Origin of the sequence: Singulisphaera acidiphila DSM 18658 (genome assembly GCF_000242455.2) — a bacterium.
In the GTDB taxonomy this organism is placed as follows: Bacteria; Planctomycetota; Planctomycetia; order Isosphaerales; family Isosphaeraceae; genus Singulisphaera; species Singulisphaera acidiphila.
Genome location: NC_019892.1, coordinates 9,289,602 through 9,303,042, shown reverse-complemented (window position 1 = coordinate 9,303,042; position 13,441 = coordinate 9,289,602). Strand labels below are relative to the sequence as shown.

General features: G+C 60.0%; 8 protein-coding genes and 1 pseudogene. 5 read left to right on the top strand and 4 right to left on the bottom strand.

Annotation, left to right across the window (positions count from 1 at the left end; translation table 11 throughout):
* Positions 1-13: 13 nt before the first annotated feature.
* Positions 14-868 (bottom strand): YiiX/YebB-like N1pC/P60 family cysteine hydrolase, encoded by an 855-nt coding sequence (locus SINAC_RS35910; RefSeq protein WP_015250441.1) that lies wholly within the window; start codon positions 866-868, stop codon positions 14-16.
* A 610-nt stretch (positions 869-1,478) separates the two neighbouring features.
* Between SINAC_RS35910 and SINAC_RS39500 the strand changes: the two genes are divergently transcribed.
* The 3 genes from SINAC_RS39500 (at position 1,479) to rsmD (ending at position 7,369) form a co-directional block, all read left to right on the top strand.
* Positions 1,479-5,264, top strand: coding sequence for a hypothetical protein (locus tag SINAC_RS39500; protein ID WP_157579481.1), 3,786 nt, complete (start codon positions 1,479-1,481; stop codon positions 5,262-5,264).
* Positions 5,265-5,371: 107 nt separating this feature from the next.
* Complete coding sequence (locus SINAC_RS35895; protein WP_015250439.1) at positions 5,372-6,142, top strand: sugar phosphate isomerase/epimerase family protein; 771 nt, start codon at positions 5,372-5,374, stop codon at positions 6,140-6,142.
* A 546-nt stretch (positions 6,143-6,688) separates the two neighbouring features.
* On the top strand, positions 6,689-7,369 hold the full coding sequence (rsmD, locus tag SINAC_RS35890; RefSeq protein ID WP_015250438.1) for a 16S rRNA (guanine(966)-N(2))-methyltransferase RsmD: 681 nt from the start codon (positions 6,689-6,691) through the stop codon (positions 7,367-7,369).
* A gap of 72 nt (positions 7,370-7,441) precedes the next feature.
* On the opposite strand, the gene SINAC_RS42135 is transcribed toward rsmD, so the two are convergent.
* Positions 7,442-8,626, bottom strand: a complete 1,185-nt coding sequence (locus SINAC_RS42135; RefSeq protein ID WP_390553832.1) for a WD40 repeat domain-containing protein — start codon at positions 8,624-8,626, stop codon at positions 7,442-7,444.
* Between the two features lie 21 nt (positions 8,627-8,647).
* Positions 8,648-9,187, bottom strand: a pseudogene (locus SINAC_RS40415) (transposase); the annotation flags it as partial.
* 373 nt (positions 9,188-9,560) lie between these two features.
* Between SINAC_RS40415 and SINAC_RS40410 the strand changes: the two are divergent.
* Complete coding sequence (locus tag SINAC_RS40410) at positions 9,561-10,694, top strand: hypothetical protein (RefSeq protein WP_015250437.1); 1,134 nt, start codon at positions 9,561-9,563, stop codon at positions 10,692-10,694.
* A gap of 846 nt (positions 10,695-11,540) precedes the next feature.
* Complete coding sequence (locus SINAC_RS39350) at positions 11,541-12,644, top strand: DUF1573 domain-containing protein (protein WP_015250435.1); 1,104 nt, start codon at positions 11,541-11,543, stop codon at positions 12,642-12,644.
* 258 nt (positions 12,645-12,902) lie between these two features.
* Here SINAC_RS39350 and SINAC_RS35865 read toward each other — a convergent pair whose 3' ends face one another.
* Positions 12,903-13,343: a hypothetical protein gene (locus tag SINAC_RS35865; protein WP_154673769.1), complete on the bottom strand. Its 441-nt coding sequence runs from the start codon at positions 13,341-13,343 to the stop codon at positions 12,903-12,905.
* Positions 13,344-13,441 lie beyond the last annotated feature (98 nt).

Below are 13,441 nucleotides of genomic sequence, written 5' to 3'. Positions count from 1 at the left end.
GTCAAGGCCAGCTTCAGGACGAGGACGACCGGTCGCGGGCGGCTGTTTTATTGGCTCCCGTCCCTGCGGGCTTCTGTTGCGGTTGACCCACGGTCGAGGAGCGGGGAGGGACCGGGTAGATCGTCACCAGGCTGGGGGACGACCAGATCCCGTGCCGGTCGTTGCCGGGGAAGAAGACGGGCTGGTCGAGTGTCAGGTTCGAGAACTGAAGGAACAAGAAGACGCAGATCGGGTACTTCGTCACGTTCTCCATGTCGCCCAGCCGGACCGGGTCGGCCAGTGGCAGGCCGCTGGCCCGGAACGCCTTCTCCGTCATCTCCACGCAATAGAGGGCCTTGTCGTCAGGGCTGAGCTCGAAGTCAAACGGGATCTGGCGTTCATAGGCCTCGCGACAGAAGCGGATCGCCCCGGCCGCGTGCGACTTCAACTGAGGGCGGAGCCGCTTGACGCCGAACGGACCGACGTTGTCGAGGATCCAGACGGCGAACGGCTGCCGCCGGACGCCCGCCTTGGTCGTGTCATAGACGACCGGCAGACCCTCCTCGATCGCCACGATCCCGGTGTGCGAAAACTCGCTCCCGCTGACGTTGGCGGTGAACCGGCTGAATGGGAACCGGCCGAAGAGCAGCCGAGCATCGGCGCGTCGGAACACGATGTCGCCATCGCGGAGCACTTGCTTGCCCCATTTGTCCCACTGCAACATCAGCGGGCTCATCGGGATCGGCGCGATTTCTCCGCTGGCCCGAGCCCGGGTCGCCTCGGGTCCCCAGGGGTTCCCTTGCCAGTGTGCCGGAATCAGCCGATCCGTCGGCTCTTTACCGTCGTGGCCGTTGAACAGCACCGTGACGCACCACACGAAGGTCCACATTGGAACAAATCCTCTATGTTGAGCCGCGATGCGAAATCCCGATGGAAGGGGGGCATCGGAGACCAATTGGGGAATCGACCCTCGGATCCGGGCGCTCAAGATCGGCGAGACGACAGGTGTCGGAATTCGTGCCAGGGGATCAGTTCGAGGTCTTGGAAAAAAGCAAAGGGATTATTATTGACCCTGGCTCCAAGTTTCGCAACCCGAAATACCTGTACGTCTTCACACTGCAAATCGTTGGCGCCATGTCCTTCCGTCGATGTCCGACCGACTTCCCAAGTGAAAGATATCATCCGCAGGCGACTCTTAATCCGTTTCCAATTCACAAGGGCAAGATTCGTCGGCTTCCCAATCCTTCCAATTGTTCCGATACTGCGCCTTTCCTCCATTACGTATTCATCCGCAAACGGAGAAACGGGATGTAGCGATTTTTCGATTTTTTGGGATTTGGCTGGAGTTTGTCGGTCGGGCAGCCGAATCCACTATCGGTACGGAGATGTGTGAGACGTTTTTGAGGCGGATTCAGAGGTGACGGAGCCGGGACCGGGCTGACAAGGATCGTCGACCCAGGTCTGCCCCGAATGAACCTCATAGGGACTGGTTTTTCTGCATGCGCAATGGATGGCGCAAGATATTGGCGGGCTTGGGGTTGTTCCTGGTGGGAACGGCCGCCGTAGCTGCGCCGCCCAATCCGTCCCCCCAGCCTGGAGGGGGCGCGGTACGAATGACGGTCGAGGTCTCCTGGAAGGTGCCTCCGTCGTCGTCGCCCGTTGAGAATGCGGGACTTGATCTCGAAGTCTCCGAGGGACGTATCGTCGATGCGCTGGTTTGGCCGGCCCGATCTCGGGGCGGCCCGGTTCCGCGCGCTAATGGCTGGCGGCTTGGGAACGACTCGACCGGCCGGGTTCGCGCTCGGATCGAGGCCCCGCTAACCGCAAGCTTGCTCTTCCGGTCGGGCGGTCAGGTTGTCCGGCTTCCGTTCCTGGCCATCCTTGATGGCCCCCAACGACTTGTGACGCCGCCTTCGCTGGAGATCGGTGTGGAGCGGGTCGGCTGGGACGCGATTGCCGTCGACCTGGAGCAGGGGGATGGGACCGCTGCGCCCGGGGCGATGGTCCCGGTTTCGATCGCGTTCAACGTCCTGACGCCTGAGCCGACTGAGGTGGCCCTGAAGTGTTCGGCGGAGCTTATTCCCTATCGTGGGGGGGACCCGGTCTGGCGGCAAGAGTTGCACGACGTGGTTGCGACCGACGTGCTCGCTCCGACCGGCAAGGTTTGGAACATGCCCGCTCCGAAAGCCGAGGGGACGTACATCCTCGAGGTTCGCACGTCGTGGGAACCCTTGGCCAACCTCGAAAGTAGTCGGCTGGTGCGCTGGATTCGCCGGCGGAGAAATCCGGTGGCGGCGACCTCGGCGGTCCGGCGAGTGGCGTTGACGGTGGTCGGCTCGTCGCCCGCGAAGTGGGACAAAGACGCATCGGGAGTGGCCGAGCAAGAGGTCGAGATGATCGACCTGGCGCGGCTCCGTGGCGAGCGGCCGTCGGCGTCGGGGCGCGCCCCGGTGCAGGTTTCGGGGGGAGTGGCCTGGTCGGTTCCCGAGGCGGCTTTGGTGGAAGCGCCTCGCCGCGATCGGCTGCGAGGTTGGATCACCCGGGCAGGGTCGGAGACCGCAGTCTTGCCCGCCTCGACCCCGGCTGGTCTGGCCTGGTCGGCTTTGGGGCTGAAGGTGCCGAACCCGGGCCGACCGCACCGGCTCTCGGTCACGGTCACCGGCGGCCATCCCTCCGCGCTCGGCGTGGCGCTGATCGACTCCGGCGGGGGGCGTGGCCGCCCTCGGGTCCTGCTCGACGCCTGTGCCTCAGGGCCGCCGATCCTTGAGGGAACCCCGGTCGCTTCGTTCTCGTGGCTGGTCTGGCCCGACGACGCCAGCCCGGTACTGGTCCTCGTCAATCGCGACGCGGTGGCGCCGGTGCAACTCGGGTCGGTCACGCTCACGGAGCTTCCCGGCCTCCCCGCGCCGCCGACCATCACGGAACCATCGGGCTCCCCCGGACGCGGTCTTGGCCTCTACCTGGCGGGCCCGGAACTGCTCGACCGATTTGGCGGTGGAACGGTCCCGGGTGATCCGCTTGCCCTGTCCCTGAACGTCGCCCGCTACCTCACTTACTGTGGCGCATCGACGATCATCATGCCTGAGGACCTCGCCGATCGGTCGCAACGCCGGGCCCTCGACGGCCAGGCCTGCGAGGATCCGACCGGTCCGGATCGCCTCGATCTGCTGCTCCGGATCCTGGAGCGGCAGGGATTGACCGCGTGGCTGGAGCTGGCGACGGACGGACCGTTGCCCGGCCTCCCTGCCCCCGACTCGGCAGAGGCGCTGGCGAAGGGCCTGGTGCGGGTCGACCGCAATGGCCTGGCCGACGGCCCGGCCTACCACCCCCTTAACCCCGAAGTTCGCGAGGCCTTGAAAGGGCGAGTCGCCAAGGTAATTTCGACCCGGAAGACGCGGCCTGCCCTGGCTGGCCTTTTGATTCGCCTTGGGCCGGGGCCAACCTTGCTGGGGGGGCCTGACACCGGGATGGACGACCTGACATTCGCCCGGTTCGTCCGCGAGACCTTCGGCCCCGAGGCCAGCCGCGATATTCCAGGCCTCGGGACCACGGCTCCTGGCCGGTTCGAAGCCCGGTCACGTTTTTTGGCTGGCCCGGGTCGGATGCCCTGGTTGACCTGGCGCTCCCGAGGGATCGGGGCGCTCTACACTGAACTGAGCGCGACCGTCCACCGCACCGCCCCCGGCGCGACCTTGGCTGTAGCCACCCCCGCCTTGGACGACGGCCCGGCCGGCGACGAGGCCCGTCGGGTCGACCTGGCCGGCCTGGCTCCCAGCCAGGCCTGGCGCGCGGTCGGGCTCGACCTCGAGACCTGGCCTACAGGCGAAGAGGTTCCCGTCGTCCTCCGGGGGGTTGGTCTCTCCGCCGACGAGCTGTCGCACGACCTGGCCACCAGCCCCGAACTCGACGCACCGGTCATTGCCCGCGCGGGGCGGGGAGTGCTCGTCGGCCTCGAGGAACCAGGCGCGCGCATCGGGGGCTCGCGTTCACCCGCCGCTCAGGTGAGGGCGGGGGGAGGCCGAGGGTTGCGTCTGACCGCGATGCCGTTGCCCGAGGGGGCGACGGGGGACGAGTTGATGGGGCATGCCGTGGCTGCCCTCGACGCGCGGTGGGTGATGCTCGCTTCGTCGGCCGTCGCCGGGCATGAGGAGCGTGTTCGCCAGTTCGCCCGTGTCTTTCGCGCCTTGCCCGCTTCGTCGGCCTCCCCTACGCCGTTGGACCGGCAGCCGTTTGGCGTAGCGGTCCGCACCTTGCGGTCGGGGACCTCGACTTATGTTTCGCTGGCGAATGATACGCCCTACCCGGTCAGGGTGGAGACATTGCTGGGTAGTCGTTCCGCCACGGTGGAGGACCTTGGCCGATCGCTTCGTCTGGCCCCTGAGGTCGTCGGCGAGGGAAGTCGGCTGGTGCTTGATCTGCACCCCTTTGGTGTCGCCGCGATTCGGGTGGGGGCTCCTCAGGTCAAGGTCGGACCGGTGACGCCTTATCCGTCCGAGGCGGTCCTGGCCGGGATGCAGGCGCGGTACGACGAGATTTCGACCCAGCTTGCACGGCTCAGCCGGACTCCACCGGGCGGAGTCGTCGCGGGGCCTCCCAACCCTGGCTTCGAACCGGCAGCGACCCCGGTGGTTCAGTTGGCCGGAGTCCACGAGCCCACGCCTCCCGGGGGATGGCGGCTCCTCGACGATGAGGCCGGCACGGCCGAGATCGATACCGAGCAGCCTCATACGGGGCGGGGCAGCCTTCGCCTCAATGCGGAGACGCCTCCCGCAGTCATCCTCAGCGACGCTTTTCCTGCCAAGGGATACGCCGCCTTGACGGTTCAGGCCTGGTTCCGATCCGACCACGCGGACGCGAAGGTCCGGCTCTGGATCGAAGGTGAAGGGGGAGGGCAGCCCTATCGCCGCTGGTCGGAGCTCACGGTCCAGCCCGACTGGGTGGCGCATGCCGTCCGTGGCTCCGAGCTCCCGGCCGACGGGCTCGCCGCCGCCCGGATTCGGTTCGAGTTGCTCACGCCCGGCAGCCTCTGGGTGGACGACCTGCGGATCGCGGGCGCGGTGCCGACGGAACCGGAGCGCGAGAACACCCGGCGGGTGCTCTTGGCTGCCCTGCATGCCTACCGCAAAAAACAGTATGCCGAGTTCGCCCGCCTTGCCGGCTCGCACTGGGTCCGATCCTCCTCCTCCGTGGCGGTGAGAGCGGCGGAACCGACCACCGCCGACCATGCCGAGATGATTCGCACGGGCAAGGCGACTGCCCTACCGTCCAACAGCCTGCTGCGGTAAGATCGTGCCCGAATCGTGGTCCGTCCTGGGCCGAGCATTGGCTCTACGGGTCGGGAGACCCGGCTGCCCGGGACGGGAACCCCCTAGGGAGGATGAGGAGGGGTCGGGTGTTCGTCGCCTGCAACACGCTCTGCTTTTCGAATGAGCCGCTGGAGTCGGCCCTGCGTCATATCGCCGAGTTGGAATTCGACAAGATCGACCTGGCGATCGTCGAGAATAGCCCCCACTTGCGCCCGTCGGAGGTGGCTGAGAACCCCGAGGCCGCCTTGCACCGGCTTCGGCGCGGGCCCAGCCTGACACCCGCCGCGCTCGGGCTCGACTTTGGCGAGGGAGACCTCACAGCCCCCTTGCTGCGAAAGCGGTTTGAGGCGATGTGCCGTCTGGCCAAGCCGCTCACCGTGGCCGTTCTGACCATTCCGGCCGCCCCGTTGGGCACTTCGTTCGACGACGAGGTGAAGCGGCTCTCGACACTCGCCGGCTACGCGATGCGCGAGGGGCTGGTCCTGGCCGTCGAGACCCACTCGAAGACCTTGACCGCCGACCCGAAGCAGGCCGTCGAACTCTGCAAGGCCATCCCCGGCCTTGGCTTGACCCTCGACCCCAGCCACTACATCCAAGGTCCGCATAACGGGGCCGACTTCGACGAGGTCTACCCCTACGTCCAGAGCGTCCACCTCCGTGACACCGGCAAGAACCCGGGCGAGTTCCAGGTCCGTGTCGGCCAGGGCGAGATCGAGTACAACCGGGTCGTCAACCAACTGGTTCGCGTCGGTTACGACCGCGCTTTGACCGTCTCCATTCTCGATCTGCCCGAGAATAACTTTGAGGTCGAGGTTGAGGTCCGCAAGCTCAAGCTCTTGCTCGAGAGTCTGCTGTAAAGCAAAGCGGTCTCCGCCTTTGGAACGCTGACGAAACAACTTCCTCATTTTTGGGGGGATGGGTGGTCCGATTTCGGGAAATGGTTTCGCCAGCGTTCCGAGGGGCGACCGTCAACGGTGTAGGTGTTGCTTGAACGGTCGCCCCTCCGGGGCTACGCACGCTAATATGTCGAATATTTTCCAGGGGTTTCACCCCTGGCTAGAAACGGTCGCCCCTCCGGGGCTGAAAAACGAGTGCATTGTTGTGATGGCGTGCGGACATTGACTGCATTTTTCCCGTTGAGGCAATCGCTGACGGATTCATTGTAGCCCCGGAGGGGCGACCGTTTCTAGCCAGGGGTGAAACCCCTGGAAGTAGGATAAGCTCAAATCCGAATGATTTGCAGCCCTGGAGGGGCGACCGTCAACGGTGTAGGTCTTGCTCGAACGGTCGCCGCCTTTGGAACGCTGACGAAACAACTTCCTCATATTTTGGGGGATGGGTGGTCCGATTTCGGGGAATTGTTTCGCCAGCGTTCCTTCGGCGGCGTGATGAGGGGATCGCTGATGCGTGTGGTTGCAGGAACGGCTAAAGGACGAACATTGCTCGTGGTTCCGGGGCATGGGACGCGTCCGATCCTCGATCGTGTCAAAACGGCGCTTTTCGATATCCTGCGCCCACGGATTCCGGGCATGACGATGCTCGACCTGTTTGCGGGCAGCGGGAGCGTTGGGATCGAGGCGCTGAGCCAGGGAGCTGAGTCCTGTACCTTTACCGACCTTGCGCACGCCGCGGTGACCACGATCAAGAAGAATCTCGCGCATACCGGCCTGGCAGATCAGGCCGTCGTGCGGCGCGTCGACGCCTTGAAGTTCTTGAATGCAACGGATCAGCAGTATGATTTGATTTACGTTGCGCCACCGCAGTACAAAAACCTTTGGGTGGACGCGATGCGGCGGATCGCCGATCGGCCGACCCTGCTTCGTCGCGCTTCCACGGATTCCGAAGGGAGTGAGGAGCCAGGCCTCGTTATCGTCCAGATTGATCCCAAGGAATATGTGCAACTCGACCTCGGTGAACTCCGCGAGACCCGGCAGAATCGCTTCGGAAACACCCTGCTGATCTTCTATCAAATCTCCGGCGACCTCGCTGTCGCTGACGAGTCGAGCGATGATGAAGGGGAGCCGGATGATCCGAATGTCGCGGACGCTTTCGGCGAAGTCCTCGAGGATGAAGAACCGGCCTGAGCGAGGGGGGCAACGAGCTGAGAGGTCGATTGTTGCGCTGCGACGTTGGTTTTGAGAAGGATCGGTGGCCGCTTACCAGTTGAGTCCAAGTCGGCCGAGCTCGCTTCGGACGTGGTCGAGGTCCCAGATGTCGACGAGCTTGTCGCTCCCGGTGCTGGCGAAAAAGCGGCCTTTGGGGTCGTAGGCGAGTGTGCTGATGAACCCGCGGTGGCCGGTTAGCCGGAGCAGGGGGGCTGTGGGGTTGTTGAGTGACCAGAGGTCGATATGTCCTTGTTGGAGGCCGACGGCGAGTTCTTGTCCGTCCGGCGAGAAGGCGAGCGCCCAGATCGGCTGTCTGTCTGACTCGCTGGAGGGGAGCGGGAGTCGAGTTCGGATTGTCCCGCGGGCCGTGTCGACGAGGTACACGTTCCCCTCTTTATCGCCGACCGCCAAGGTCTTGCCGTCGGGGCTCAGGCTCAGGCGGTTGGCATCATCCGGGAGGTGCCATTCCAGGTTCCGCGCTCGGCCGCCGTCCAGGGCCACGGCATGAATCGAGTGGGAGTCGAGCAGGTAGAGCCGATCACCGGTTGAATTTGCCGCGAGCTGACGCCAGGGGTCTGGCTCCCGTTCCCGTCGGGCCCGGTCGGAATTCGCTAATAAGCCCGACGTCCTGGACCGAGGAATCTCCAGGCTCGACCAGCGCTGGGGTTCCGCCGGGCTGTTCCAGACCATGATTTGATGGCCCCGGGCCACAAATAGGGTCTGCCCCTGCTTGGCGGAAGCCACGGGGGACGGGTACATCCTGGGCGGCGAACGCCGGGCCCCGTGGTGGTGTGACGGGATCGCTTCCGGGTCGACGGCGATCAGCCGATCCTTCTCATTGAAGATGAGGGTCGTCGCCCGATCCCCTTGGACGTAGTCACCCACCGCGCCAGGAGGGGGGTCAGCCTTGACTTGCTGGGTTGTGGATGGACAGTGACCGGGGTTCCAGACCCGGATCGTCCCCTTGGCGGAACCGATGGCCAGACGCTGATCGGATCCGAACGCCAGTGAGGTCGGCAGGGTGTCGAGGCTATTGATCTGGGACCGAACCAGGGGGTCAACGACGGCCCAAACCGAAGTGGATGCGGTCGAACTGGCTGCGGCCAGGGTATGGCCATCGGCGGAAAAGGCCAGGTCTGCCACCAGGTTCGGGACCGTCAGGACCGCTAGCGCGGTATGAGACGCGGGATCCCAGATTTCGACCCCCGACCCCGGCGCTCCCGCTGCCGCCAGCAACGTCCCGTTGGGGTTGAAACGCAGTTGTCGGATGATCCCCTGGTGGGCCGCCGCATGGAATGCCTTCTCGCCGGTGTAACCTTGGTCGACATAGGCCAGCTCGACCGACTCGCCCGTCGCCTCTTGGACGGCTTTGGCCAGCGTGTCGACCTGGGCCCGCTCTTGCTCGTTGGCTGGGGTCACGTGCAGCGCCAGCAGATGTCCGAGCGTATCCACGGCCATGTGGAACTTGGCCCCCTTGCGACGCTTGTACCCGTCGTAGCCCGCACGGCCACCACTCTCGGGGGTCGACTGGAGGGGGCGGCCGTCGAAGATGACGGCCGTCGGCTTGGGTTCTCTCTTGTCAGCGAAGCGGAGCACAGTTCGAAGGTCGTGGACAATGGCCTCGAAACAGCCGGCGGCAAGCCAGCGGCGGGTTTGCTGATCGACCATCTCCCAAGGAGGGAAGTCGGCGGGCAGATAATGCCATGGTGCTCCGCTTCGGACGAGCTAACGCAAGGCGTCGAAGACGTCGCGGAGGTTGTGGACTCGCTGGCCGGCATCTTCAGGGAGCAGGCAAATATCAGGGAGAACGAACTCTCATTCGGCATCGGTGACGTCGCTGGGGTAGGGTTGGTGCGTGATCATGCCCTAAACTACGTTCGCCACTGGACTACAGTTCATAGCACGCTCTAATGAATAGAGTAAAACAACCAACCACGTTTGAAGCTCTCCATCTGTGAAGTTCACAATTCCCCCTTGATTCCTTGGTTTGGTGTGCAAGTCCCTTGACGTAATAGGGAGGGCAAAGTAGCCTACTGCGGTCTATCCTCGAAATGGCACACCCATCCTGATCACTTGGGCTGTGATCCACCCGAACGTAAACCGCTGCAAAGAGGTCCATGTGCGGCGTCGAAAATTGATTCTAAAAAAGCCCACAAAGGGAAGCCAAGCGATGACGGATTTTGCCGCTCGTCTGATTCATGCTAAAAACGGGTTCGCGATTCGTTTCTTCCTGACCTCACTCGTTTTGATCGGATGGCTTTCTGGATCGGCATATGGGCAAGTTGATAACAAGAAGCAATTTGTCGACACTATATTGGATTCGATCAAATCCAACTATAATAGTATTCGGTGCTTGAAATTCTCTGTAGTGACAAAAGTGCAGCCGGGTCAAAACTCTTCGTCGGCTCGAACAATCGAAGGACCGAACCAAGATGGTGGGTACATCAGATTTACACCATTGTCGTCTTCACCTTCATCTCTGTCGCCTTCGACCCCACCATCCTCGCCCTCTTCGTCTCCGCTGCCGCCCCCCCCTCGATCCTTTGTAGCCGAGACACGCATTGAGGCGGTTTTGAAAGACGGCAAAGAGTATTATAAGAGGTTTGGGACATTCGAAAACGATATCAGTGTCATTAAGGAGAACAAACTATTTCGGTATAACGAGAAAACTAAAACCGGGTTTATCATGCGTGCGGACTCCGAAGTCTCAGGCGCTTTGCCTATCAATCCCAGGAATTATGGGGCTCTCCTCGAATATCAAAGTTTGGACAGAATTCTTGAACAAGGCGAGATTCTTGCAGTTGGAGCTTCGTCCGATTCCGCTGAGGGGAAGCCTCGGAAAGTAGAAGCTGTATTGCGAGGCATCAACAATCTCAAAATCACAATAACATTCAATCCAGACGCAAACATGTTGCCAGAAAAAATGGTTGTCAATGCTGGCGTAAACGGATGCGACATCATAGAGGACCGTTGGTCCTATAAAAAGGTCGACAGTCTCGAAAGTTACTTTCCTGCGACATACAGTCGCGTTTTCAAGAATTGCTCCGATAGTTCGAAGCCTGGCGCAACAATAAGCTCAAGTATTGATTTGTTGTCTAGCAGTTGTCCAGAGATTGACGGTTCCGTATTCGACTTTCAAGCTCCGCGAGACGCGAAGGTTCTTGATGTGTTTGCCAAGAACATGGCGGGGGGGGGAAGTGGGGACAGGATTGCGGCAAAGAGCCGTACGGGATTACTTGCTGTATTGTTTGCCCTTCCTGTAGTTCTGGTCATTGTGCTTCTTGCAAAACGTAGGCAAGTTTGACTCGTTTCGTTACTTCTGTTTGCCCTGGTAGATTTTAGTAAGGAGGTGTCTCAGTGATTCGCAAGGTGATCGCTCTCGGTTTGGTGGTTTTGCTTTCAGGACTTGTTCATCAGGTCTCCTGGGGGCAATCGGGCACATGTTGTGGAACTTTCAATTGCGGAAATCAGCAAAGAGTCAACGAATGCATAGTTGCTTCGGCGCCTACTGTCCCCACATTAGCCTGCAAACGGGGCGCTCCTCGTGACTGCACCAACGAACCCCAGATCTGCTTCGAAGGTTATGTGACTTTTTGGGATTCATGTAATTTTGTGGCTTCGTTTGCCTATATCCAGGTTGCCTACAGAATCTGTCCTGCCGCTAACTGCACCTGATCCGTCAAGTGCTAAGACGCAACCGGACGACGGATCTCACGCTAGCATTCCGTCTATCCGGGGGCACTGCTTTGCAGTGCCCCCGGATAGACTTACAACATAGTCAGTCCAACCGATTTCGCTTGCATGGAGAGATGAGCGTTCGAAGCAGGATGAAGATTGGAGCAAGACAAGAGCCTGCATGAGAACCTCATTTCCAAGTCTCAAAACACTCCTCCCTACTTTCTTGATAGCGACTCTGATAACAAAAAAGCTGCCAGATTAGAGTTCAAAATTAGGAGGGCTAAAGTCGGAAAGACAGCCTCCCTGATCCGAGGAACTCTTGGTCGGACCAGCGGCCCTCTATATTTCAGGCTCTTCCGGATAAAAGATCCTGTCCCACAGCAAAACGTCGACATTCTTCTCGTCGGAAGCGAGTCTGACCTGATCTATCGCATTGCCCTTTTTTCTTAGGTTAAAATCAGGAATTGTTATCATGAATGCAGGACAAGCAATTATTTCTGCCACAAATTTTTCTGATATAAAGAATTTTGCGCGTCAATATGGTTTTTTGGTTTTCTTGCTTGTTGGCTGCCGTGGCGGCAATGTAGACGACCTTAGCTTTGATCGCCTTCATGCTGATCTAGGTGACATGACAGTCGGTTCAACTAAGTCGGCTAAATTTATTTTCAAAAATAATTCTCAATCAGATATAGTTATTCAAGAAATTGAGAGATCCTGCGGATGCATTATTGCAGATGATCTTCGGAATACTACTGTCAAGAAAGGTGACACCTGTGAATTTCAAGCTGGAATTTCAACAAGCAACGTTGTTCCACCTCTTAATATCCAAAAATCGTTGAATGTGGTGGTGCGCAGTGTCTCGATTGGTTGCTCTGCTTCGCCGTCGACCAGAACATTTGGTTTAACCCTGGCTGCTAGGGTTTGCCCTCAGCTTCTGGTAACTTCTACCGCCATAAGGTTGGAACGCGAGGCCAAGACTGGTAATCTTGTTGGAAGGTCGCAAGTGAAGCGAGGCCTTGTAGATGTAAGTCTTTTCAAGGAGACTGCGGTCGAATCGCAGAGTGACTATCACACAAGCGTTAATTTTATCAATGATGACCTCATGGATGTCAGGATCTCGATTGGATCTAGTGAAGAACTGTTGATTGCGACCTATCGTCCAATCAGTCTTGCCGTCGGTGGTTCGACTGATCGGACCATTATTGAAGTGATTCCTCCTGTCGCAGACGACGAGATATTAGTAATTCCTAGGTCGCTTTTTGTGTCTGTAGATAGTTCAACCTCTGCTGGCAAGAAACCTTTCGTCAAGAAGAAAGTGTTATTTAAAACGAACAATCAGGCCTTGGGCAGAGCTGCGTACAAGATTAAACGTGTTGATGTTGACACTGATTTGATTGCAGCAGAGATTGTGGATCAACCTTATCCGGCCATTGGATTGCTCGAAATTTCCATGGCTAATGTTCCAATACAAAGCGTGAGCAAGCGAAATATCGTTGTGCACCTAGTGAGTGACACTACGAACACATTGGAAAAAGAAAAAATCATTAATATTCCTGTGCATTTTTTGTATTATTAAGCGAGTTGAACAGTGTATTATGCGAGCTTTGGAGCTGCAGCGACCCCGGTGCGGCGGCTCGTTTCATCGGTTAGCTATCACCTGCATGCTAGCGGATGTTTTTGCTGATTCCAGCATGCGGTCACTTTATACACTGCTCGGCAGACCTTCTTTCGTATCTTCACCCATCGCCCTTTTTGTCGCCAGCGATCATGGCATCTTCCACGACGTCTCGATCAAGTTTAGGTATGCTGCGTACTTGGAGTAGGACACGAACTCCTACCGCGGCTGCCCTACCACGAACAGAAGCACTTGCCTGGCACGATGCGACTGGAGGTTGGCGACGATCGCGTACACGTGCCCCACGTCAGCCGGAATCCGCCCCTCGACCTTCTCCAACAAGTCGACCCAGTGGATGGTGCTCCAACGGGGATAGTGACGGGGCAATGCCTCGCCCGACGCTGGCCGGAACGCCCCGAAGACGTAGCCCTCGCCGCGTTGACAGTAGTCGATTTCCTGCGTGGCCCGCTCTCGGGGGTGGGTGGGCTTGTCCCACTCTGGCGTCTGCTTGGAGCGTGGTGGGACAAGTTGCTCGTCACGGAAGCTTTTGGCCGACTCCGGCCCCATTTCGTCGAGGTACGATGGGCCCTCCGGCGGCGTGGTGTAGAGCGTCTCGGTGCTCCCCCTTTGGGACGAACTCTGGGTCGACTCGCTTGCCAAATCAAGTCTCTTGATGGTGCCATCGCAGGCCTTCGGCCACGAGGACCTCACCAATCTGGCTGCGTTTGATCGGGCCCCATCTACTCGTTGAAATAGTC

Bases quoted from the DNA above. Each gene is read 5' to 3' on its own strand.
- SINAC_RS35910 (WP_015250441.1), bottom strand. From the start codon at position 868: ATGTGGACCTTCGTGTGGTGCGTCACGGTGCTGTTCAACGGCCACGAC.
- SINAC_RS39500 (WP_157579481.1), top strand. From the start codon at position 1,479: ATGCGCAATGGATGGCGCAAGATATTGGCGGGCTTGGGGTTGTTCCTG.
- rsmD (WP_015250438.1), top strand. From the start codon at position 6,689: ATGCGTGTGGTTGCAGGAACGGCTAAAGGACGAACATTGCTCGTGGTT.
- SINAC_RS40410 (WP_015250437.1), top strand. From the start codon at position 9,561: ATGACGGATTTTGCCGCTCGTCTGATTCATGCTAAAAACGGGTTCGCG.
- SINAC_RS39350 (WP_015250435.1), top strand. From the start codon at position 11,541: ATGAATGCAGGACAAGCAATTATTTCTGCCACAAATTTTTCTGATATA.